This is a genomic window from Pseudomonas sp. MT3 (assembly GCF_054720805.1).
In genome coordinates this window covers 229,387-252,053 of sequence record NZ_JBTVPY010000006.1, presented here as the reverse complement: position 1 = coordinate 252,053, position 22,667 = coordinate 229,387, and the positions used below count along the sequence as shown (strand labels likewise).

The 22,667-nt window shown below is 59.1% G+C and carries 26 protein-coding genes; 16 read left to right on the top strand and 10 right to left on the bottom strand.

Going from position 1 to position 22,667, the window contains the following annotated elements; translation table 11 throughout:
- Positions 1–349 precede the first annotated feature (349 nt).
- Together ACYCAX_RS08910 and ACYCAX_RS08905 are read right to left on the bottom strand one after the other, a co-directional pair.
- Complete coding sequence (locus tag ACYCAX_RS08910) at positions 350–1,510, bottom strand: site-specific integrase (RefSeq protein WP_460247812.1); 1,161 nt, start codon at positions 1,508–1,510, stop codon at positions 350–352.
- Positions 1,503–1,763 carry a helix-turn-helix domain-containing protein gene (locus tag ACYCAX_RS08905; RefSeq protein ID WP_054911211.1) on the bottom strand — a complete coding sequence of 87 codons (261 nt, stop codon included), beginning with the start codon at positions 1,761–1,763 and terminating at the stop codon, positions 1,503–1,505. Before ACYCAX_RS08905 ends, ACYCAX_RS08910 begins: the two co-directional genes overlap by 8 nt.
- Before the next feature lie 143 nt (positions 1,764–1,906).
- Here ACYCAX_RS08905 and pilM point away from each other — a divergent pair, with 143 nt between their 5' ends.
- The 16 genes from pilM to ACYCAX_RS08825 all read left to right on the top strand — a co-directional run bounded on the left by pilM (position 1,907) and on the right by ACYCAX_RS08825 (position 13,402).
- Entirely contained in the window at positions 1,907–2,347 is a 441-nt protein-coding gene (gene pilM, locus ACYCAX_RS08900) for a type IV pilus biogenesis protein PilM (RefSeq protein WP_460247811.1), read from the top strand.
- A gap of 921 nt (positions 2,348–3,268) precedes the next feature.
- The gene (locus ACYCAX_RS08895; RefSeq protein ID WP_065085034.1) at positions 3,269–3,646 is read left to right on the top strand and encodes a hypothetical protein; all 378 of its coding nucleotides are present in this window, start codon (positions 3,269–3,271) and stop codon (positions 3,644–3,646) included.
- Positions 3,647–3,718: 72 nt separating this feature from the next.
- Positions 3,719–3,898 (top strand): hypothetical protein, encoded by a 180-nt coding sequence (locus ACYCAX_RS08890; protein WP_081884772.1) that lies wholly within the window; start codon positions 3,719–3,721, stop codon positions 3,896–3,898.
- 459 nt (positions 3,899–4,357) lie between these two features.
- Complete coding sequence (locus ACYCAX_RS08885; protein WP_460247810.1) at positions 4,358–4,852, top strand: STY4534 family ICE replication protein; 495 nt, start codon at positions 4,358–4,360, stop codon at positions 4,850–4,852.
- Positions 4,853–4,981: 129 nt separating this feature from the next.
- Complete coding sequence (locus tag ACYCAX_RS08880) at positions 4,982–5,143, top strand: hypothetical protein (protein ID WP_168187664.1); 162 nt, start codon at positions 4,982–4,984, stop codon at positions 5,141–5,143.
- Positions 5,144–5,226: 83 nt separating this feature from the next.
- The gene (locus tag ACYCAX_RS08875) at positions 5,227–5,430 is read left to right on the top strand and encodes a hypothetical protein (RefSeq protein ID WP_460247809.1); all 204 of its coding nucleotides are present in this window, start codon (positions 5,227–5,229) and stop codon (positions 5,428–5,430) included.
- Between the two features lie 78 nt (positions 5,431–5,508).
- Positions 5,509–5,802 (top strand): hypothetical protein, encoded by a 294-nt coding sequence (locus ACYCAX_RS08870; RefSeq protein WP_460247808.1) that lies wholly within the window; start codon positions 5,509–5,511, stop codon positions 5,800–5,802.
- Positions 5,803–5,876: 74 nt separating this feature from the next.
- The gene (locus ACYCAX_RS08865; protein ID WP_460247807.1) at positions 5,877–6,587 is read left to right on the top strand and encodes a DUF5983 family protein; all 711 of its coding nucleotides are present in this window, start codon (positions 5,877–5,879) and stop codon (positions 6,585–6,587) included.
- 239 nt (positions 6,588–6,826) lie between these two features.
- Positions 6,827–7,171: a hypothetical protein gene (locus ACYCAX_RS08860; protein ID WP_460247806.1), complete on the top strand. Its 345-nt coding sequence runs from the start codon at positions 6,827–6,829 to the stop codon at positions 7,169–7,171.
- A gap of 59 nt (positions 7,172–7,230) precedes the next feature.
- Positions 7,231–7,848, top strand: coding sequence for a DUF3275 family protein (locus ACYCAX_RS08855; RefSeq protein WP_460247805.1), 618 nt, complete (start codon positions 7,231–7,233; stop codon positions 7,846–7,848).
- Complete coding sequence (locus ACYCAX_RS08850) at positions 7,845–8,141, top strand: hypothetical protein (protein ID WP_460247804.1); 297 nt, start codon at positions 7,845–7,847, stop codon at positions 8,139–8,141. Before ACYCAX_RS08855 ends, ACYCAX_RS08850 begins: the two co-directional genes overlap by 4 nt.
- A 66-nt stretch (positions 8,142–8,207) precedes the next feature.
- Positions 8,208–8,570: a hypothetical protein gene (locus ACYCAX_RS08845; RefSeq protein WP_460247803.1), complete on the top strand. Its 363-nt coding sequence runs from the start codon at positions 8,208–8,210 to the stop codon at positions 8,568–8,570.
- 65 nt (positions 8,571–8,635) lie between these two features.
- Positions 8,636–8,890 carry a hypothetical protein gene (locus tag ACYCAX_RS08840; RefSeq protein ID WP_043273951.1) on the top strand — a complete coding sequence of 85 codons (255 nt, stop codon included), beginning with the start codon at positions 8,636–8,638 and terminating at the stop codon, positions 8,888–8,890.
- 81 nt (positions 8,891–8,971) lie between these two features.
- On the top strand, positions 8,972–9,577 hold the full coding sequence (locus tag ACYCAX_RS08835; RefSeq protein ID WP_460247802.1) for a hypothetical protein: 606 nt from the start codon (positions 8,972–8,974) through the stop codon (positions 9,575–9,577).
- A gap of 28 nt (positions 9,578–9,605) precedes the next feature.
- On the top strand, positions 9,606–11,048 hold the full coding sequence (locus tag ACYCAX_RS08830) for a DUF6094 domain-containing protein (protein WP_460247801.1): 1,443 nt from the start codon (positions 9,606–9,608) through the stop codon (positions 11,046–11,048).
- A gap of 104 nt (positions 11,049–11,152) precedes the next feature.
- Positions 11,153–13,402, top strand: coding sequence for an SNF2-related protein (locus ACYCAX_RS08825; RefSeq protein WP_460247800.1), 2,250 nt, complete (start codon positions 11,153–11,155; stop codon positions 13,400–13,402).
- A 33-nt stretch (positions 13,403–13,435) separates the two neighbouring features.
- On the opposite strand, the gene ACYCAX_RS08820 is transcribed toward ACYCAX_RS08825, so the two are convergent.
- From ACYCAX_RS08820 to ACYCAX_RS08785, 8 genes are all read right to left on the bottom strand, one after another.
- Complete coding sequence (locus ACYCAX_RS08820) at positions 13,436–14,197, bottom strand: hypothetical protein (RefSeq protein WP_460247799.1); 762 nt, start codon at positions 14,195–14,197, stop codon at positions 13,436–13,438.
- 221 nt (positions 14,198–14,418) lie between these two features.
- Positions 14,419–15,435, bottom strand: a complete 1,017-nt coding sequence (locus ACYCAX_RS08815) for a DinB/UmuC family translesion DNA polymerase (RefSeq protein ID WP_460247819.1) — start codon at positions 15,433–15,435, stop codon at positions 14,419–14,421.
- Positions 15,436–15,827: 392 nt separating this feature from the next.
- Positions 15,828–17,303, bottom strand: a complete 1,476-nt coding sequence (locus tag ACYCAX_RS08810) for a UvrD-helicase domain-containing protein (RefSeq protein ID WP_370601998.1) — start codon at positions 17,301–17,303, stop codon at positions 15,828–15,830.
- Positions 17,239–18,972, bottom strand: a complete 1,734-nt coding sequence (locus ACYCAX_RS08805) for an ATP-dependent nuclease (RefSeq protein WP_370601997.1) — start codon at positions 18,970–18,972, stop codon at positions 17,239–17,241. The genes ACYCAX_RS08810 and ACYCAX_RS08805 overlap by 65 nt, the downstream gene beginning before the upstream one ends.
- Before the next feature lie 238 nt (positions 18,973–19,210).
- Positions 19,211–20,209: an NAD(P)H-dependent flavin oxidoreductase gene (locus ACYCAX_RS08800; protein ID WP_196708750.1), complete on the bottom strand. Its 999-nt coding sequence runs from the start codon at positions 20,207–20,209 to the stop codon at positions 19,211–19,213.
- A 291-nt stretch (positions 20,210–20,500) separates the two neighbouring features.
- A complete protein-coding gene (locus ACYCAX_RS08795; RefSeq protein ID WP_196708751.1) occupies positions 20,501–21,316 on the bottom strand; it encodes a sterol desaturase family protein in 816 nt (271 codons plus the stop codon).
- Positions 21,317–21,348: 32 nt separating this feature from the next.
- The gene (locus tag ACYCAX_RS08790) at positions 21,349–22,110 is read right to left on the bottom strand and encodes a helix-turn-helix domain-containing protein (protein ID WP_196708752.1); all 762 of its coding nucleotides are present in this window, start codon (positions 22,108–22,110) and stop codon (positions 21,349–21,351) included.
- A gap of 70 nt (positions 22,111–22,180) precedes the next feature.
- On the bottom strand, positions 22,181–22,618 hold the full coding sequence (locus ACYCAX_RS08785) for a hypothetical protein (RefSeq protein WP_196708753.1): 438 nt from the start codon (positions 22,616–22,618) through the stop codon (positions 22,181–22,183).
- Positions 22,619–22,667: the final 49 nt, after the last annotated feature.

Genomic DNA, 22,667 nt, shown 5'->3' with positions numbered 1-22,667 from the left:
CCACACACCGGATTGGCAAGGAGGCCTCTTAATTGAAAACCAGAATATTCGCGCAGTTGTGATGAAACGACCCGTCGTAACGTTGCTGCCAAACGCTTCCGGTCCAAATCGTTGTTACCTGCGTTCCGCGAATTGACCACCAGTTACCAGTTCCAGCCTCTTGGCATGAGATCACCTGGCTCAGATCCATGAAGCTACTGCCTGGAACTACCCGCGCGAAGTTTTTATCACCCTGAGACCACACACCGGATTGGCAAGGCTGTCTCAAAGATGTCAGTTATCTGCCAACAAACTATCTTCCATGCCTTACACGACGGCCCCTGGACCTTTGATTAGGCTCACGCCTCACCTATAAAAAAGTGTGAGGCTGGCCAAACGAGATTGCTCGACTGGCCAGTGGATCCAGCATGAAGATTCTGCTCTCGTCGACAGTGTCCAAGTACTGGTCAGGCGGTGGAACCGTGACCTTATCTCGTATCGACACCATCAGCTTGCGTAGGAGCTCGTCCTGAGCTCGCTGAAGTGCCTCAGCCTCACTTGGTGCCGTGACGCTCAGCCCATCAAAGTCCAGCACGCGAATGGTTATGCCGTCAGTCGAGGCGTCGGCGATGGCGGGGTATGGGATCAGGTGGTCCAGCACGACTTGTTGTCCCCTACCGCGGTTGCCTTCCAACTTTTTCACGAGCCTGGCAGCCTGCAAATGGGTGTAGCGCTTCAGCATTGCGAGCGATTTGTGACCGGTGATGGACGCGATCTCCATGACGTCCATCGTGTTGAGCTCGAACAGTCGAGTTGTCGCTTCATGCCGAAGGTCATGGAAGTGAAGGTCCAGGATGGCCAATCTCTGCAACATGATCCGCCAGGCAGACTTCAGGCCATTCGAGGTGTAGCAGAACACTCGACCTTTGGTTTTCACTCCCAACCTGGTCAGAGCATCCCTCGCCTTGAGGCTCAACGGCACGTCGCGCTTCGAGCCATTCTTGGTTTCTGGCAGGTGAGCGACGCGGCGCTGCAGGTTGATGTGCTCCCATTCCAGTTTGAGGAGCTCGCCTTGCCGCATTGCGGTTTCCAAAGCCAGGACAACCAGGGAGAACAACTCCTCGGTAGGGTGAGCGTGGCAGTACCGCAGAATCCGCCGCTCCTCGCGCGGCAGAAGCCTGCGATCACGACCAGGTGGCGCTTTCGGCTTTCGCACGTTGGTGACGGGGTTGGTTTCGCATGCGCCCCACTCGATTCTCGCCACATCGAAGACATGCGATAGCAAAGACATTTCCAGTCGCACCGTCGCCGGGGAGATCGTCTTCCCTGTCCTCTGGCTGACCTGTGCCAAACGATCATCACGGTACTTGGCGATGTCGGGGCTTTGAATGTCGCGCATACGCCGTCCAGCTAGTTCTGAGCGCAGCAGGCTCGCAAGACGGTAGCTTTCCTGGGCGTAGCCCTTCTTCAGGATAGAAACTTTCGAGCGGTAGAGCTCAAGCCCTTCGCGGAGGGTTAGATCGTTACTCATGGACCTCTTCCAGCTTGGCCTGCGTCATCATGGCCAGCTGGCTAAACGGAATGTCCAATGCACCACAGAGGGTGAAAACGGTATCTAGCGTGGGAGACTTCTGGCCGCGCTCGAGCAGACTGATGTATGTCCGGTCGAGACCAGCCTCGAACCCCAGAACCTCTTGGGATAGACCACGCGCCTTACGCAGCTCTGCCAAAGCAGCGCCGAAGGCCTTATTGTGATCCCCAGTTGGAACAGGTTGGCGTGCCAAGAACTCGACCTAAGCGCAAAGGTCGAATTCTGGAATCGCCCTCCTTCATCGTCTGCGGACTATAGTCTACAGACCGATTGCCTCCACGATTTCCGGCCGTTACGATCGAGCGACCCTCGATATACCTGACCCAAAGGCTCCGCATGTACTTCTACTGGATAGCTCTTACCATCTTGATCGTTGCCGGCGGGATCATGAGCCAGGTCCAGCACCAGGACGAAGTCACCGCTGATGCCGCGACGGTCGATACGCTGAGCCGAAGCATGTTGGTCTATCGATCAGCGGCTGCTGAGTATGCACGCAACAATCCTGCGTTTGCGGGAGTTCCTGCAGACACAGCGCTCAGCCTCCCCAGCTGGTACTCGAAGCCCGCAGGAGTAACGTCGTATCTCTCAGGTGGATCAGCGTACACCTACTACACAGGCAACACGCCTGCTGGCCTGCCTGCCGCTCTGGTCGACAGAACCCAGGCTACGACTGTAGGCGTGAAGCGCTCCGGCACACTGTTCTCACCTACCGGAGGCAATACCGGAATCACCATTCCGGCCGCCGTGCCCGATGGTGCTGTTGTGGCCGTCAACTGACGCCCGGCTGGCTTGAGAGTCGCGCCGCGCCTTGCATCAGCGCCGACGTACCAACATAATGACATCAAACAGGTTTCACCCCGCTGGCTACTGACGGTCATCATGTAGCGCCCAGGTGTCGGAGGTTCGCCTCGATACCAAACCAAAAGCACGCTTAGCTCCGGGAAGGGCGTGCGGATCTGGTTGGAACTCTCCCTGTGTCTCCCTGCTCTCTCTAGTCGCGCAGCCGTCTAACTCGTGATGACCGAGTTCAAAGGCATATAGGGTTTCAAGAGGTTCGGCGCATCGTAATCTGAGGGCCACACCGGTGTTGTGGCCCATCCTTTTTCCCCTCCCCTTGGGTAACCTGATGGCCTTGAGCTTCAGGGGCATGAGGCTACCCAAAGGGTTTCGTTTTCGTGGCCGGTGGCCCGCCGGCGAAAAGCAGGGTTCCTTTTGTGCGCGGATGCGTGCCAATTGTTTGCTGGCCATAGCCACTAAAACCGGCCAGGTGATGAGAATCGTCGTTCAATGCCCAGGGATCGACGTCTGTCACGGTGGCATCTTCTTCCTGACTTCGTTCTTTCGAACTCAGCCGAGGGCGGCTACTAGACATGGTTGCCCTCGGCTCGCTGTTCCCCATCGCCCTCTGCTGTCCCCCTCCTTGCCCGCTCCAGTTCCTCCCTCCGCTTGACACCCTCTCGACATTCCCCCAATGATATTTACGTGATCTGCTGACGTCGTCAGCGACATGCCCATGCAACTTGGACCCGAAGAGTTGCGACACCTCTTGGTGTTGGTCCATCCCAAGACCGCTTAGCTTCTGGTAGCGCGGTCGATCGATTTCGGTCGATAGAAGCACCTTCCGCCAACCCAGCGGGGAATTCACTTCCCCGACGGGGCCAGTGTTTCTCCGCATTTTCAACCTGCAGGAGAAACACCATGTCCACGCCGTCCCTCAGCTACCGCTTCGGTGAAGCTCTCGGAACCGTCACTCGGGAATTCCTGCGTGCGGTACAACAACCTCGGCCCAAAGCCATCCCCCGCCCGCACCTACGGCATCATGAACCTGCAGCACCGCACCCCTCGGGTGACGTGCTCGAGTACATGTGCCAAGTCCCTGCGATCGCTCGCCTGAGAAAGGTGAACCTCGCCGATTGGTACGAGCAAAACACCCGTGAGTGTGCCCCGGAAAAACCCAAGCGCACCCGCAAACGCAAAGCCGTTGTTAAGGCCTTGCCCAGCAGTTCTTCCATCCCAGTCCTGAAAATGGGCCCCCTCAACGACCTGATTGCGCCGGTTGATTCCTTGACCTGCTGATCGATATTCGCCACTCACCCGGCTGGGAAACCTCCCTGCCGGGCGGTTTTCCAGCTGATTCAAAGGAAAACCATGAGCCCTGCAAAACTGTCTGCAATCGCAGAAGACCTGCGAAAGATTGGTACTACAGCCGTAGCCGCAGGTTTGATTGGCATCTTTCTCGGAGAGCACCGCATCCTGACTGCCCTTGCGCTGTCTGTTGGTGTGGTAATCTGGTCAACAGGTATCTACCTGACTCAGGAGGAATCTTGAGATGAGCCAAACGACTTTCGGCGTGATCATGCTGACCGCCCTACTCGTAGTGTGCTTGTCGATGGCAGCTTGGGCTGACTGGCCCAATCTCAAACGTAAGCTGACAAAGCTTAATCATCGCCACCGCCCACATTGACACTGCGCCCCTCCTTCCGAGGGGCTTTTTCATTCTGGGGACTTGACAAGTGCAACTGGCATTTCCATTCTTGGCACCGTGAGCTGCTGATGTTGTCAGCAACCCCGCCCCAGCAGTCATGATCTGCAAGACTGCGACACCACAGGTGTTGATCCCCCCAAGATCGCCTAGCTTCCGGAAGCGCGATCAACTTGGTCCAACCAGGTGGAAGCTCCCTCACCCAGCTCCAAGCATACCCACCAAGCTCTAACCCTCGCGGGGAATACTTTCCCCCAATGGGCGAAGTGTTTCTCCGCTTTCACTTTTGAAACTGGAGAAACCCCATGAGCAACCAAGCTAAAGAAACCAAGTACTTCGACCTGCACACTGGCGGCATCGGTTATCTCAACCGCATCCGCGAAGTTAAACCCCGCAAAGGCAACCCCTTCCTCGCCGTCACCGTGGCCGCCCTGCGTGGTTCCACTGATGATGTCGAATACTCCTACATCGACTGCAACGTAGTCGGCGCCGAAGCTGAAAAGCTCGTTCGCCGCTGCCAGCAAGCCGTTGACGCCGGTAAGAAGGTCCTTGTGTCCTTCCGCATCGGCGATATCTGGGCAGATGCCTTCACCTACGAAAAAGGCGAGAAGCAAGGCCAACCCGGCGCAAGCCTCAAGGGACGCCTGCTCTTCATCGGCTTCATCAAAGTGGATGGCGAAACCGTATACGAAGCGAAGCCCAAGGACAGCGTGGATCAGGCCCCCCAACAGGATGGCACTGCTTCCGATGCCCCGGCAGCTGAACAACAACAGCAGCAAGGCGACCAGTTCGCCGCTTGATCCAATCCAAGGCGCCCCCAAGGGCGCCTTTTACAACCTACGCACTGCGCTGATTGTCATCGCGAACCCATCCGGGGGGCACCATTCCCCCAGGGACATGGTGTTCTCCAAATTAATTTGGAGATCATCATGAATTACGCCCAAGCCGTTGAAATGCCCGCTCTGCCCGAAGTGGAAGAAGTAAGCCTGACCGACATCGAAGATGAACTGCTCAACAGCAGCCACTTCTGCGACATGGCCTGGTTGATCTTCTCCAGCCCGAGCACTGATGCAGCCGTTCTGACCGCTTAATACCACGGGCACCGCAAGGTGCCCTCCCCCTTCCCCAGGGCCAATGCCTTGGGCATGCGGCTCCGGATTACCAGGAGAACATCATGTCCTTCGGAAAATTGGCTCTCGAATTCTGTGACGAACAACTGTCGCTTCAGGTCCTCAAAAGCGGTGCCGGCTACTACATCGGCACGTGTGACGAGGACGGAGAACCGGTCTCGCGCGAGTCGCAGGAGTATTTCAAATCGTCCGAGCTCGCCGCTGCTGCACTGCAGAACGGCACCTGGACGCAGAGAGCACATCCCTAGCTCGATATGCCTCGCACTTCTCCCCTGACGGGTTCATCACCCGCCCGGGCTGGTGAACCTCCCCATGGAGCTTCACCAATGAACAGAACCTACCCTGAGCGTCTGCCGGCGTTGCTTGCTATTGCTGAGCATGCAGCTCGTTCCGATTTCCACTACTGGCTGGACGGAGGTGTCGTTGATGAATTTGGCGACGCCGGACTCAGCATATTGCTTTATGACATTCAACCGGCGATCGAGGCCCTTGCTCAAGCTGATTTCGAGCATGGCTGCGACTCATCGGACTCCCCAATTCTTCAGCAATATGCCCTGGTGAAGTGCTATCAGACGGCAAGAAGCGTTGAAGTGAAACTGCACGCCCGCGCGACCAGCTAACTGCGCCACACCTTACAAACCCATCAAGGGAGCTCCCCTTGATGGGGGCTGCTCCTTCTCACCTAGGACCCGCCATGCGCACACCGAACCCTTTCCTCGACAACCTGTGCCGGTACCGCGTCGAGCGTCTGCTTCAAGTCAAATACTCGAACAGCGAAGTGCCGTGCAATCGAGCGATCCATAGCAGCCAAGCACATTTGAAGGACCGAGAGGTTCAGTGCAAACCCTGCATATTCAGCGACGACCTCTGCCTCATCGTAGGGGCTGGGAACATAGATCCGGAGCTCGCCGAGCGCTGCGGAAGTGAAGGCACGGTAATCGACGTCACCTACGCCGTTCTGGATGCAGATACCGGCCGCTTCATAGGGGACACCTACACCCTTGATGGCGCTCATGACCTTGTTGACCGTCTAACGCGCCGCTATGAGCCATGGAGTCGCTCCTGGGAGATTAGCAAAGCCCACCTTCCGTTGAAGGCTCTGCATGCCCTCCTGGAGAGTTTCGGCACGAAGATGCCGATCCGACTCGCTGGAGTCCTTATTGGAGTCTTCTGGATAGACGAACTGGGCACTGTTGGCTTCCGCCTGGTGCATACGCCCTGGACCGACGAGAGCCTGGAGGTGATGGATTTGACCGCCTCAGCCTTGCGAGAGGAACAGATCGCCGCTGGCTATCCGGTCGAACTGGTCGACCTACTTCATCTTGCAGCTCAAGCTGACGTTCGCTACCTGGTACTCGATCCATTCGCGCCCGCGCTCAAGGGCCTACAAATTTTCGATCATTGAGCATTCTGGCCTGCGGGATTCCCGTCAGGCCCCTAATTCCGGATTGGCTCGCTGTCGTTGACAGTGCCTCCAAGGGAGCCAGGGTTTAAGGCTCCGGCGCGCAAGCGCTAACCCACCCCAAGACCGCCAAGCACTCGGTAGCGCGGTCGCATCACTTGTTGATGGAGTGCATCTTCCACCACCCACGCGGGGACCCTTCCCCGCGGATGAGGCCTCCCCGCACCTGTAGGAGACCTCGAATGCCTGCCCCGGCAAACCCCACGACGCAGGAAACTGCTGCGTACCTGAAGTACCCGGTCGTGCTGAGCAACAGCGCCTGGCTCAGCGCGGTTTATCTTGAAAACCCGAACCGGGTTGGGGAGATGAGCCTGCGCCTGGCCAGTGTGGTGCAAGCGGCATGGTACGAGCTGAAGCTCGCACCGGATGCGGAAAAGTTCGTCTTCGCCGTCGTACACAAACAGCCTGTCGGTCGTGAACGAGTGTGGATCTCACTCTCGCTCACTGTCGTCCGGCCCCAGTCTGAACCTCCCTACCTCCACGTCGAGCTCCTGGACGAAACCTCCCCCGAGGTCGACCAGGACTAGCTTCACAACCACCTACAGTCCCGCCGCCGGCGGGACTTCCTTTTCCATAGGCAGACAACATGATCAGCATCGCTGGCCAGTTGGCCATCCGCACCATCACAGGTCGCAACGGCCCATTCAACGTGGGGCGGCTGGTGACCTCCATTGGCGAATTCGTCATCAAGGACCCCGGCCTGGACCAGTACACGGAGGGTAAGTACCAGGGCGATTTTGCAATCACGCAAATCCGCCCGTCCTACTACACCCACGGTGGACGACTGGTCGTCGAGATCAGGGCCGAGCTCGGCGGCATGAGCCTGGACGATGTAACCAATCTCAGCGCCGAAGACGAAGAGCAGCTGTCGACGACCGTGCTCGATCCCCTTGAGGAGGAGAGCTCGCCGCCGGCGGTGAAGCCGTCGAAAGCTCAGCAGCCAGCTGCCCGCACGTCCACATTGATTGCGGCACCAGCCGACTCCGATGAACCGTTCGGCATGAAGCCCGCTGCACCGGCCGCACCGAACAGTGATGAATCACCAGACGAAGAACTCTTCGGCACGGTCTGGCCCCTGGCCGATACCGTGAAACTAGACCCCACCGTTGACCGACAACGCTTGCGCGCGCAGTGCGCACGTTTGGGCGAGCTCGGGTACTCCCTGGACTTCAAACTCCAGGTCTGGAACAGGAGAACGCCATGAACCAGCTTTACGCCTTACCTGAGTTTTCCAACCTGCTGCTGCAGGCATCCAGCTCGTTACGCGAAGTGGGTGCGGAAGACCTCGCGGATCTCTTCGTGATCGCGCTTTACGATCGATCGATGGTCGACCTGGCCATCGCCCAGCTGCGTATCCGCGCAGCGCAGGGCGAGCAGCCAGCAGACCCGGACGGAGACACTCCCTGGAGTGTCTCCGGTGCGCAGGCACAGGAATACACCCTGCGGCTCACCCAGCGGCTGGATCGTTGCATCCGCTTCAACCGCGTCAGCCTCTGATCTGACGCCACCACCCAGCCGGGTACTCCCGGCAAGGGAGTCTCGGCCAAACAGAGGAGACCACCCATGGGCTGGCTATTTTCACATCGATCCAAGGAGCAGCTTCTACGCGAGCTACTCGCAGCATCGTCCACCTTCTCGCGTGACAGGGAGATCCTTGCTCACTCCGTTGTCGGCAATGAGCTCTGGACCGTAGTGAAGCTAACTCTTCACGTCGCGGGCCTAATCAATGGCAACCGGGAAGGCGACAGCTTCACCTTCATCAACCTCGACCTCCTCGATGTCAGCAACGGCTATTGGGGAAGCCAGTCCATCAGCGAGTCGATGGGGCCTTACTACTACGGCTGCCCCCTCGACTTTCTCGACATGGCCACCTTCGGAGTGAACCAGGTCTGGCGAGAGCAGCTTCGGCAGCATCACCAAGCCTGAACACCAACCGACCACCCTGAGGGGCTCCCTCAGGGAGCTCCTTGCAACCACTACAGGAGCTCACCATGAATGCCATTTTCGCCAGCCTGACCCCGGAAATCCTCAGCAACGTCGAGGACCAGCTGTCCAACAACGAAGTGTCCTGCGACGAGGAGATGGTCGACTTCTTCATCGAAGAACTCGGCCTCTCCCTTGAGCAGGCTGAAGCTGCAGTCGCACTTCGCTCGCAGTATCTGCAGATGATTTTCCTCGCAGGCCAAGGCCCTCTCCATGAGGCCAACGGCCTGGTCTTCTGCCCCGCTACCAAGAGCGTCCGCTGACGCTCACCAACACCACCTGGACCTACCCCAAGGGGCTTCACCGCCCTTCTGGGGCGGGCAGCCCTCCTTCGGAGGATCGCTATGCCCAGTCCAACCAAACTCTTCCAGATCGAGGAGCTCCCTGACCTGTACGTCGACGCCTGCGTGTGCGATGAGCAGCGCAACCTGGTGTTCCTTTCCGCCTGGGGACGCGACACCGTACTGCAGGAGTTTCTGGCCAGGCTGACGCTTGGTCGGGAGGAGAACGGGATCGACCAGTTCCACGTCATCGTGGACGGTCGGCGCCTACCTGTCTTCCCCAACCAGGAGCTGCTCGAAAAACGCACCACAAGGCAGTTCCGCGGCACTCTGTTCGGCAGCCTCTTGCATCTCTGGCTGTTTGATCGTCGCGCCTCGACGCCCGACCAGGCCAATCACTTCGCCTTCGCGCTCCTGGAGCGCGAGGAGGATCCACACCACCGGCTCTGGCCGCTGGTAATGGAAACCTGTCCGCTGCCCCTCCTCCCACACTGGCGCGAGCCGGTGATTGGAGTCCTCATCCAGCACCAGATGTTGACCGCCCTGCCCGGGGCGATCGGCAACGTCTGCGCTTGGCGTCTCGCTCTCCAGCTCGACGTGCTCGAGCCCTCCCTCGGAGAGCTGATCCGCCGCGGCGAACTCACCACCGAAGCTCAGGCCCAGGCCTGAGCTCCAACTATCGACTCAAGGAAGCCCCATGGCACTCATGTTTCCGCGCCTGGCGCGCAACTTCGCCCGCAATGGCTATTACCCCACTGACGAAGTCACACTCGAACGCGCCCTGCAGGCGCTCATTCCCGCCCCTTCGGGCAGGATGAGGATCTGCGATCCGTGCGCTGGAGAGGGCGTCGCCCTGGCTGAGGCAGCCCATGTCCTGGGCCGCGACCAGGTCCAAGCGTTCGCCGTCGAATATGATCGCGAACGCGCCGACCATGCCCGTGGCATTCTCGACCGGGTGCTGCACAGCGACCTCTTCGACACCCTGATCAGCCGGCAGTCGTTCGGTTTGCTCTGGCTCAACCCACCCTATGGTGACCTGGTGGCAGACCACTCAGGTGCATCCCAGTACCAAGGAAGCGGCCGCCGGCGCCTGGAGAAGGCCTTTTACCAGCGCTGTCTCCCGCTACTGCAGTACGGCGGCGTGATGGTGCTCATCGTTCCTCACTATGTGCTGGACGACGAGCTGACTGGATGGCTGAGCAACCACTTCACCGCCCTGCGCGTGTACGGCGCCGCGGATCCCACCTTCAAGCAGGTGGTGATCTTCGGCATCCGGGTACGTCGGCAGGACCTGGCCAGGGCTGACGTCAGCCAGGTTAGATCTCACCTGCAGGCGATCGGCGCCGGCCTGGACCAGGCTGAGGAGATTCCAGCCAGCTGGCCATGGGAGCCCTATGCGGTCCTACCGGCAACAAACGAGCTGGAGCACTTCTACCGCGTAACACTGGAGCCAGAGCAGTTCGCCGGCGAGATTCAACGCTTAAGGGGCCTGTGGCCTGACTTCAGCCTCCACTTCGGCCAGACAGGCCTGCAGCCTCGCCCGCCTGTCAGGGAGCTCTCCCGCTGGCACTTGGCTCTAGCCCTAGCTGCCGGGGCGATCTCCGGCGTCGTGCGCTCGAGGTCGGGCCGGACCCTAGTCGTCAAGGGTGACACCTATAAGGACAAGGTCCGCAAGACCGAATTCACCGAAGACGAAGACGGCAACGTCACCGAGGTGCGGATCCTCACCGACCGCTTCATACCGATCATCAGGGCTTGGGAAATGACGCCCTCCTCTGCGAATCATGGCTGCGTGCTGACCATCAGCTCATCCGCCGCGACCACAGAGGTGGCCGACACTCCCCGGCCTGAGCCTGAACCTGAACCGCTGTTCTTCCCGGGGCAGATTGTGATGACCGCTGCCATCAGCCACCTGGTGGAGATCGGCCAACTCAACCCCACCACCTACCTCAAACGCCACCTGGTAGGCGACTGGGGGAATCTCTGCGACGAGGACTGGAACACCAACCAGCGAGCCTTGAAGCACGGTGACAGGTTGTTCTCCAGCTACGATGTCGACGCCGGCGATGAGTCCAGGATCTGGATCATCACCGAGGCCGACCGCAGCTCCACCACCTTGCTGCTCCCCAGCGACTACTAACCCACCGCCTACGCGGCCCCCAACTCCACACCACCCTGCAGGGTATGCCGATACCCTAAGGGGGACACGCATGCCCTGCATTTCATCACCTGCAGGAGATGCACATGAACGCACTGACCCAGCCGGCCGCTTCGGCCGCTTCCCCACTGAATATCAACCTGACTGACTTCATCGACGAGTTCGGCGATGAGCTCCTGGCGTCACTCAACCGCTCCAACCCTCCGGTCTACGCCGGCGCCAACAACATGCAACGCCAGCTGGTGATGGACAACCTCAAGCGCAAGCCCTTCGCGGCCCAGGCTGAGGTGGTTCAAGCCATAGCGGCGCTGCTTCTGGACCGCAACGAGCAGGCTGGTGTCATCAACGCAGAGATGGGTACCGGGAAGACGATGATGGCCATCGCTGTAGCAGCTGTAATGCACGCTGCAGGTTACCGTCGAACAATGGTCATCTCTCCACCTCACCTGGTCTACAAGTGGCGCCGGGAGATCCTGGAAACTATCCCTAACGCCCGCGTCTGGGTGCTCAACGGTCCGGACACTCTGGTTAAGTTGCTCAAGTTACGAGACCAGATGGGCGAGGCCTACGATGGCCGCCAGGAGTTCTTCATCCTCGGCCGCGTCCGGATGCGGATGGGATTCCACTGGCGGCTTGCCTGTTGGAAGAAACGCTCAGCCGGCGGCTTGCTGCTCGCATCGTGTCCAGATTGCGGCCAGGTCCTCGAGGACCTGGAGGGCAACCTGGTCACCGTCGAGGAGTTCGAACGCAGTGATCGCCGACGCACCTGTCTTGCCTGCAAGGGTGCCCTCTGGACGCTCATGCGGCCTGGCAAGGTCGATGGTGGTGACCGACGCGCGACGATCCTCAAGTCGATGTGCCGCATCCCCACCATCGGCCCGGTCAGGGCGGAGCGCTTGCTCAACGACTTCGGCGAGGACTTCCTGGCTTCCATGTTGGTGGACAACGTCTCGGAGTTCATCAACCTGATGGATGCCAAGGGCAACTTCGTCTTCAGCGACCGACAGGCCAAGCGCATGGAGCGGTCGATGGCCAACATCGAGTTCGGGTTCGGCGAGGGGGGTTACCAACCGACCGAATTCATCAAGCGCTACCTACCCGATGGATACTTCGACCTGCTGGTGGTGGACGAGGGACATGAGTACAAGAACAGTGGTTCGGCCCAGGGCCAGGCCATGGGCGTTCTGGCAGCCAAAGCACGGAAATCCGTGTTGCTGACCGGAACACTCATGGGCGGTTATGCCGACGACCTGTTCTACCTACTGTTCCGCATCCTCACCCGGCGCATGATCGAGGACGGCTACCGACCCAACGCGCGCGGCAGCATGGCTCCTGCAGCTATGTCGTTCATGCGCGATCACGGCGTGCTGAAGGACATCTACACCGAGCGCGACGGGGACTCGCACAAGACCGCCAAGGGCAAGAAGCTCTCGGTACGAACGGTGAAAGCCCCTGGCTTCGGCCCGAAAGGCATTCACCGGTTCGTGCTGCCGTTCACCGTGTTCCTGAAGCTCAAGGACATCGGTGGCAACGTGCTGCCCGACTACCAGGAGGAGTTCGTCGACGTGCCCATGGCGCCGGAGCAGGCCTCGGCCTACCAGCGCTTGGCTGCCACGTTGACCACTGAACTCCGCCAGGCCTTGGCACGGCGAGACACCACCCTACTGGGTGTGGTGCTCAATGTGCTGCTGGCCTGGCCGGACTGCTGCTTCCGATCGGAGATGGTCAAACATCCTCGAACCCGGGAAACGCTGGCTTTCGTTCCTGCGATCTTCGGTGACGAGCAACTGATGCCCAAGGAGCAGGCTCTCTTGGACCTCTGCCTCGAGGAAAAAGCGAATGGCCGCAAGGTCCTCGCATACACCGTCTACAGTGGGACGCGCGACACTACGTCCAGGCTGAAGAAGGTGCTCGAGCAGGCGGGGCTGAAGGTAGCTGTGCTGAGGGCCACGGTAGATACCGCACGACGCGAGGATTGGATCCTCGACCAGGTCGACCGCGGCATCGACGTGCTGATCACCAATCCAGAGCTGGTCAAGACGGGACTGGATCTCCTGGACTTCCCGACTATTGCGTTTCTGCAGACGGGGTACAACGTGTACACGCTGCAGCAGGCGGCGCGGCGGTCGTGGAGAATCGGGCAGAAACACCCGGTGCGCGTCATCTTCTTCGGCTACGCCGGCAGCTCGCAGATCACCTGCCTGCAGTTGATGGCCAAGAAGATCGCCGTCGCACAGAGCACGTCGGGAGACGTTCCTGAATCGGGCCTCGACTCGTTGAACCAAGACGGAGATTCCGTCGAAATGGCACTCGCGAGACAACTGATTGCTGCATAAATTTAAGGCCACCTTTTAGGTGGCCTTTTTCTATCAAGCGTCTTGAGGTGCTTCTTCAGGGTAATAACGGTAGTAGGCTGTTAGAGCGCTATCCCAGCACTGACTAAGCTCTGCCTTGTGACGTTCAATCCAACCTCTAACTTCACTTAGCGGGTAATCGTCGCGCGAATTTATGTACTGCCTGACTTCGCCGGTCTCAATATCTATGTGACAGGTAACTCCACCACCTCGAACCGTCACCTCAGACCTTGCAGAGGGCCCTTCACAGAATACAGCTGCATAAACCATCTCGAGCGAGCTCCATGGTTCAACAATCTTCCTCAGCTCAGCGAGCGACGTAGGGCTAACGCACTCTATTCCGACATACGAAAGATCATTTCGGCCATGTTTCTCAAAATCGAATGGCACATAGTCCTTCCCCACCTTGCAATCGACAGCATCTAGAAGCTTCGCCGCAATGGGTCCAAAATGTAGATACCAAGTGCTCTCTTGTGTATTCCCCTTTTTCTTCATCTGACGAACCTTCTCTTCGTCAGTCATATTCTCAAGATCGAAGCAGGCCGACATCCCTATGTACTTGGCCCAATTCTTTGGCGCACCCACCAGCTTGCACCATTTCTCAAAGGAGATAAGTCCGGTCGGTTTATTATCTACGATCTCGAATGGCTTTAAACTGTTTGAATCTAGCCCTAATCGTATGCGGGACTTGTCGTGAGAGAGGTTGTTTCCTAGATTCCGATTTTCCACACGACTCGCATGAGCGAGTTGCTTGCTACTAAGCCTGGTCTCTTTCATAGGTACACCGGTCTTATCCGGGTATGGATAAGAGGTCAACCAGACAACACCGTGTGCGATCTCATCAGTATGCGTTACCAGGTGCCCTAGACGAATCGCATCAGACAAAATCGAGGCGGCCAGCGATGTGGCCGTGAAATGATAAAGTCGCAATCTAACCCCCCATGTAAAATCTATTTATAGAAATTCTAACTGTCAGCTATTGCACTGCACTTGCCGTGTCAACTCGCTGAAGGTATCTCGCTCCATTGTGACATATATCCCGGCGACTTTAGTTCCTGCCTCATTCCCCAACCGGGAATTGGAGGCACGCGCCCAGGACGAAGAGTGCCACGCCCGAACTCCGCATTGATTCGATCCATCACCGCCATGAGGCGTTCGCCACCAGGTCGCGGCGCCGGCGCGAACATGTCGACCTGAGCAAGCCCCGGTGCGACCAGGTCCATCAGCACCACCCCAGCCTTCAGATAGCGGAAGCTCGGTCGAAATATGCGGTCAAGTCCCGCCAGAGCCGCCGCAATCAGGTCGCGGGTATCGGCGCTTGGTGTCAGCAGAGGAACGGTGGCCGCATTGGCATAGCGTCGCTCCCGCTCGTTGAACTGCCCTGTCTGGATGAAGACCTGCAGCGCACAGGCATAGTCGCCCTGGGCACGCAGCTTTTCCGCGGCCCGGGCAGCATAGCTGGCTACCGCCTCGCGCAGCGCTGACAGCTCTGTCACCCGATCGCTGAAGCTGCGGCTGCAAGCAATCATCTTCTTCGGTGCCGGGCCATCCTCGAGGGCGTAACAGACCTCCCCCCGCAGCTCCCGCAACGTCTTTTCCAACGAGACGCTGAACTGGCGACGCAGCATTTTGGGGTCCTGCTCGGCGAGCTGCGAGGCGGTGACGATGCCCATGCCGCCCAACTGCTCGAACAACCGCCGACCAACCCCCCAAATCTCGTTGATAGGGGCGTGCTGCAGCAGTACGCCGATCTGTTCCTGGCGTGTCATCACTACAACGCCACCGCGCGTGTGTTTTTTCGCCGCCCAGTTGGCCAGCTTCGCTAACGTCTTCGTCGGCGCAATTCCTACCCCCACAGGGATACCTACCAGACGCTGAACTTCGGCCCGGATCCTACGGCCTTGGGCAGCCAGGGAGCCGGGCACGCCGGTCAGGTCAAGGAAACACTCGTCGACCGAGTAGATCTCCTGGCGCGGCGCGAACTCTCTAAGGACGGCCATCACACGCGCCGACAGGTTGCCGTTTATGTGGAATAGAAAATCAAGTCAGTCGAATTGGTCTGCTGATGATCGCATCTCCTGTATGGCCACGGCGCCACCAATGTTTCCGGCCGTGCCTATGACCAGCGCGCTTTTTGTAACCATGATAATCAGAGGTCGGCCAAAACTGCCTGCTGGGGCCGGCTGAAATCGCCCTATAGCTGCCGATTGGATCTATTGCCCGAAGGTGACTACGAGACGGGGGGCGATTCAGTCCATTCCTGGCCTGCAGCCTTTTCTTTAGCTCAAACCCCTTGTTTAGCTGGACAGCTAAACAAGGGGTTTGAGCTAAAGAAAAGCAGTATTAGGCAAGTCTCCCGCCGGTTTCCGTCAGTCGTGACAGGCCGGCCCCTACGATTATGGATTCGCTAGCGGCCTGCGGCAGGCGTTAGCAATGGTGTCGACGAGCAGACCACGACTCGCCTTGCACCTCGGGTGAGAGCTACGTAGAGGTGTTGAGCCGTCATACGCTCGGGCTCAAGAATGACCGCGACGTCCGCCTCCAGCCCTTTCAGAAGAAGCGTGCTTCCAACTGCGCGCCTGCCCAGTGGCCGACTCAAATGGCGGTTTCGCTCGCGGGCTTGAATTGCCGCGCCAATGAACCCACCTCCGTCCTCGGCGGATCTCAGCGCTGAAATACAGCAGTGCAGCACTTCGGGTCGGTAGACACGCGCACCGTGTTGGTCCGCGAGGGACTGGAGCAGGTCAATTGAAGTCGCGTAGTTGGGAGCCGCTATGAAAGCCACTGCTGAGGCTTCTGTAGGAGTCGCGGGCGTGCGAGCCCGGCCGCCTCGTATCGTTTCGACTCGCGCGAGCAAGTTTGCAGCACCCACTCCAGTCATCAGTGAAGTGGCAAACTCGGCAATCTGGCGCAACGCATTGGGACTCGCCAAATCGAACCGGCGAGCGAAGTTCACAAGATCTTTCAGGTCGACCGCTTCAACGGCAGTGGCGCCCGGCGTCTGCATGGTCAGTTGATGGCGACCATTAACATTGATGGAGTCGCCAATGACGAGAACGCGGCCGTCACGGTTTGGTGCTTCTGTTCGGGCTGCAACCAGTCGCTGCTGCAATTCCATGCCTTGGGTTAATTGAACCCACTGGACTCCCTCCGGCGCTCCACGCAGGTCCACAGGTTGACCAGCCTGCAATGATACGCGGGCATGAAGTAGCCAAGCTCCCAGCGCGTCCATACCTGCGAGGCGCCATCGCCAAGGGGTCTGCAGTGTGCCGATAGGCGGGAACTCAGCCTGAGCCTCCAGCTCCCAGTGCACCAATGGGTCGCGGAAGCCGAATATCGCCTGCATCGGGTCACCAAGGATGCAAGTTGGCAGAATCCGCGCTAGGGCGCAGACGAGGGCATGCTGTGCGGTGTTGCAGTCCTGGTACTCGTCGACCAACAAGCGCGAATATGTCGACGTTATGGGGTCACTGATGTGACCGGTCTGCAGAAGACCTTGCACGGCCCCTCGAATGGCAGGGTAGTCCGCGTTCGGATTGGCCAGTTCGAGAACACGCGCGTCGAGGCCCGCTCGGAGCGGAAACTTGCCCGCTAGCCGCATCGCAAAGCCGTCGATGGTAGATACTCTGTACGCTGAGGTGGGGACGCCACCGCGCTGGAGCCTAGTGCGCAGAGCAGTGGCGCCAGCGTTTGTGTGCGTCAACACCAAGACTGGCTTGCTGTCGGTGTACTGACTCAGCGCATCCGCGATGAGTTGGGTCTTGCCGCATCCCGCCGGTGCAGTGACTGAGCCTAGGCGCGCTTGAAAAATGTCTATTTCAGGTGGCGGCACTCGTCCACCTCCAGAGCTGGTTCGTAATGTCGACGAAGCCCGGCTCTGCATTCCGTATGTGAGGGCCGACGATGTCTTTGGCAATTTCCTGGAAACCGCTCACTGACTTGAACCAGCCGTTTTTGTTGTTGCGAGCGGCAAGTCCGAGCAAAGCTCGGCTTGCAGGTGAGTAACCGCCATTCGTCCGTTCGGCCTCTATGGCCTCCAAGGTGACTTGGCCGCTCGACTTCGACTTGATGTGCTCAGCCATGAGGTCCCGGCCGACCATCTCGTCTGCCTTATTCAGCAGCGCATGCACCGCGTCATTGCTTGAGTGGAGAAATAGCTCGTCCTCAAGCGCCAGACCGGGGCGCCACGTGATGTACTGGCCGCCAGCCGCAGTGAATCTCTCGACAAGTCCGACAGTTGCAACAGGCTTGTCTGCGTCCACGAAGACGAGGACGCGATAGCCCAACTTGAGGAACGCCTCCCCGCGTGTGAAGCATTGGTCGGGGCTTCCTCCACCTGCGTCCACGTACGAGCCTCCATGAGCAAGGAACGAGGTCGCGCCACAGTTGACCCACCACTGGTCCATCCCGCGAGCGAATCCGACCTCGCTGGCGCCTTCGCAGACGATGACGGATTTGGACAGAAAGGCCTCGGCCGCCTTGCGCAAGGTGCCCTGGATACCGTCGTCCGTACCGGCGCATGTGGCCGAGTGAACGCCCAAACGCTGGCGCACGACGAAAAGCTGTTTAGCAGCAAGCTCCCTAAGCGTCACCGGCGAATGGGTCGTCATAAAGACCTGTAGCGGCTGGGCCTCGTCCTTCGCACCGAGTGAGTCGAGCAGGCGCATGAGCCTGTGCGGCTCAAGTCCATACTCGACTTCATCTACTAGGGCAACGGTGGCAGCCGCTGCTGCGGCCCTTTGCAATCCTGCTACAAGGAGCCGCCCAGAACCGGTGCCCAGCGACCGCAGAGGAATGCCGGCCTCGCTGTGAAGCGCAATAGCACCATCGCCAATCGACACCGAATGAGCATCAAGTAGTGCCTGAGCGCTCGCACCGATTGCAACACCCAGGCCGGTAGCTGTCTGGGTGACCACTTGCAGGGTCTGAGCGAGTTGAGGGCCAGCCTGTGCGCCGAAGGTGGCCCGGGCGGCGCGAGCCGCGCCGGCGAGTTCCGAGCCAAGGTTCGCGCGCTCCTCCGTGAGCCGGTTCAACACCGATCCCCTAGCCCAGGAAAGGTTCGTGTTTGCGTAGGTGCCGATTCGGGCTGGTGTCAGGAGACTTCGATCCTTCCAAGCTAGAGACCGTTCCAGTCGTTGTTGATCGGCTCGATTGGAGTAAAGCGTCCAGCTCGGCTCGAGGTCGCTCGCGACCTCGAGCTTCAGCGTCAGAACCGTTTCCAGGCCTGCCCGCGGCTCGTCTTCTAGCTGCCCAGTGCCAAGGTCAAACCCGCGAAGGAACTCTCCGTAGGTGTCGATGTTTTTCAGCTCGTCGGGTAGTGCGCCGAGCGTGACTGCAATCACGATGGTCCGAGTGACGTCTAGTCCGAAGAAGTCCGTGTCGCCGAAAGGTGCGCTTCTTCGCGCTCCAAGGCACAGGTCTATGGCATCCAGGATGCTTGACTTGCCGCTGTCTCCCGGGCCAATTAGACAGTTCACGCCGTTGGACGGTGTCCAATCGAGCGCTTGTATCGATCGGAAATTGCGAATTTCAAGATGACGGACTCGCGTCATGTTTCCTCTCAGTTGGTTTGGCTAATATCCCGACGCGACGGTGAGTTGCCCAAGGGATGCACGGACACTCGTCAGGAATCACCGAACATCAGCTCCCCCAAGCAAACCGATCACCGAGAGTCTAGACGCTGATTGACCGCATGCAGCCGTCACCGCACTAACGAGTGAGCTTCTGCTATTGGCCGGTAGCTGCCGCAGCTATTTGGCAGCTGGAACCCCAGATCGGGGATGCTCTCGATCACCCGTTGCAGCTCAGATCTTCAAGGCGCCGCATCGCATGGCGCGCATCATCGAGCACCAAATCAAAAATGGCTTCCACGCTTTGCACGGCTTCGGCAAATACGATCGATGGGCCGTAATCGAGCATGCCTTGGCGGCTATCCCCTGTCTTGTAGGCTTGGGTGGTCAGCGTGCCCATGACGTGAGGGCGATAGCTTTCGAAATCGCTCGCTCCCGCTGCGTCCAATGCTGCAACAGCCTTGGCGCTATCATTGTTCAGGACTCGGTGATGCTGCCGCAGGCCGGTCTTCACGATGATGCTTTCTGTGCCATCGCTCTGAACCAATCGTTCCTGGTACTGGCGGTGAATCCACAACTCCTCGGCTACCAGCATCCGCGACCCCATCAGGACGGCATCGGCTCCCATCAAAAGCGTCGCCGCCAGTTGGCTTCCGGTACCAATCCCGCCACCGATAACCACCGGGATGGGAACCTCTTTCGGCGCATGGGCGGCTTGAACCATGCTGCTGATGCCATAGGTTCCTGGATGGCCGCCGCAGTCGTTGCCAACAACGATTACCGCATCCACGCCAAGACGCGCGGCTGAGCGCGCGTAGCGAACCGCTGGAACCTTGTGCAGAACCTTGATACCCGCTTCGCGCAGCAGCGGCAGGACAGCTTCCGGGCTTCCACCCGACGTCTCGACACAGAGCACTTCCTCCTCGGCCAGAATCCTTATCTGCTGCCGCAAGCGCTCAGATGCGTCGCCCCGGCTGGAAAGGTAGAGGTTCACCCCGAATCCTTTCCCCGAGGTGAGGCTGCGGCACCGACGAAGCTGCTCACGGAATTCGTCCAGATCGGGGAAGCCGGCAGCAACCACAAATCCCATTCCGCCTGCGTTGACCACCGCCGCAACGTAGCTCGCGTCTGAGACGCTGGGGCCCATGCCGCCGCAAAGAATGGGATGACGGATACCAAGCATCTTGGTAATGCGAGTTCTGAACAGCTGATCACGCATGGAGACTCCAGTTCGGCGAAGAGAATGAAAGGGTGACCTGGGCCGCCCTAAAGGGGAATCAAGGATGCCCCCATACGCCCGGCGTGTTCTGAGGGCCAGATTTCTCTTATAGCTGAACGACTGTTCAGTAGTAAAGACTTCAATGTCCCTCAGCCAAGGGCGCTGATGAGTCCTTGTTCAAGCCTACTGGGGAAGCCTCATGAACAGGTGAATTCTGGCTATGGAAGATCACGCTACCGGACGTCTGTTTCCGACCCAAAGCGGACGTATACGGACGCCTCGCCGTCGGCTTCACCTGTATTCGCTATCTGCTTTCCGTGACCTACAGAAGGGCCACCACAGCTGAGCACACCACGGATCACCAGGATCATTCGGGATTCCATATCGCTCTGGGTATCGGTCGCGAGTGAAGTTCGCGGTTCCGAACAGCGTGTCCCAGATGAACAGCAACTGAGCGAAGTTGTGATGGGGCGGCTTGCCGTGCTCATCAAGCTCGGCGTGATGCGCGCGGTGCGTGCTAGGCAGCTGAACCAGCCGCTCTAGCAGCCAGGTAAATGGAGCCAGCCAGCGCCATTTGTAGAGCACCTTGTCCCAGGCGAACGCGCTGTGCACCAATACGTTGGCGCAACCGAAAATCAGGTGTGCGATGAGCACCGCCTCGCCTAGGCCGAGATAGACGAGAGCCCCGGCGTACCAGATGTCCGGCATGAACAAGAACCAACGCCAGTTCTCCCGGTAGGCAACGCTGATGCTCATTGCCGTTGCGGTGTGGTGGGTACGGTGCATGTGCCACATGAAAGGAATGGTGTGGCCTAGTCGGTGGTACCAGTAGTGCATGAAGTCAGCAGGGATGATGACCAGCAGAACAGCCTGCCAAAGTGGAAGTGAGCTCAGTTGGCCAATTGCGCCAGGTGCCAGTTGGGCCAGGATCAATGCAGCCCCGGCGATGATTGCTGGTTTGATCAGCAGTGCAAATTGGGCAAGGCTGATAGCGTCAACGGCAAGCTCGTCGGATTGGCGCCTGTTCAGCATGCGTCCGGCGAGCAACTCGAAGCTTCCCAGTAAAACCAGAAGGCCGCTGACAGCCCAGGTGTCCAGATGTGGCATCTAATGTCTCCCTCAAGATGTGAGGGAGATTTTCAGCAATCCTGCAGCCAGCTTACTTGAAGGATTTTGTTGTTGTTCGCCTCTGAAGGGCGAAGCCCGAAAGTCCGCAGGCAGATGCGCGACAGGTGGGCTGAATCGGCAAAACCTGCTTCATGAGCGACGGCGGTGGCTCCATTCGGGTCATTGAGCCCCTCCAGGGCGCGCCGGAGCTTTCGCCACAGCAGCAATTTGCGCAGTGGCAAACCGAGCGACTCCTGTAGCCAGTGCGAGCAGTGTGCTTGGGTGCTGGAATAGCGAGACCGGAATGCTCCCCAAATCTGCTCTGCGGTGCTGTCTTCGCCTGATGCCTCGACCAGTGACAACAGATACTCCAGGCGCGGGTTTGGAGTGATCTCTGGCTGCTCATGCAGAGCAAGCAACTCATTCAGCGCGTCATCGAAGGTCTGCTGCGTGGTTGAGGAGGCCAGACTGAAGCGAGAGCCAGCTGGTACGTCGACTCGAAGCGCCGCATCAGGGCTGCCACGGGCCCAGCGCAACATTCGAAGGTATGACGGGTGGCTTGGCTCTACGGTGATGCTCGTATGCGGCTGCGGGCGCAGGAAACGGCGACGTATTTCGGGTGCCAACAGCCAAGCCTCCGAGGAGACGGCTGGTAAACCATCGATCTCCAACTCGAGCGGCTCGCCGTCAGCCAGCAACAGGGTCATGCCAGGGCGCTGGTTGTAGCCATTGGGCAGAGACTGCGCCCTGACGATGAACGCCGATTTCCCGATCAGAAGCTGGTTTGGTGCCATGGTAAACGCGTCAGCCTGACGATAAGTTGCACATGAAGTTTATGACCCAAACCACAACGCCCTCTTGCCGCTAGGGCGTACAGCCACTTTTGAGGTAGTTGCTCCGGATAGCGGGAGCTCCATTCTCAATCTCGACATCGGAGGCATACGCTTCCAACAGAAGCTCGCAATTGCCTCGTTGGGTTAACACCACGCCAGTCAATGTCGCGTCCCTGCTGATGCAATCGAATCCGCCCGTGATCGCATAGGTTGCCTGCTTTCCATTGATGCTGACCTGTCCATCGCCAGAGGCCTTGCAGTCCCCCCAGCGCAGCCCATCTGCAGAGATCGTGAGGAGGGCAGGACTCGATGCGGAAGATGCTTCGGCCCGCCACTGACCATCGAACCAGCTGCCGGCAATCGGTTGCTCGATGCCGGCAACGGGTTTGTGGGCGTCGCTCGGTTTGTCGCACGCGCTAAGCCACAGTGCGGAGACGAGAAGCGGTAGTAACCCTATCAACCTGTTCATGATGTGCCTCCACATTGCATCAGGTCTTCGGGCCTGCCTTGCCCAGGAA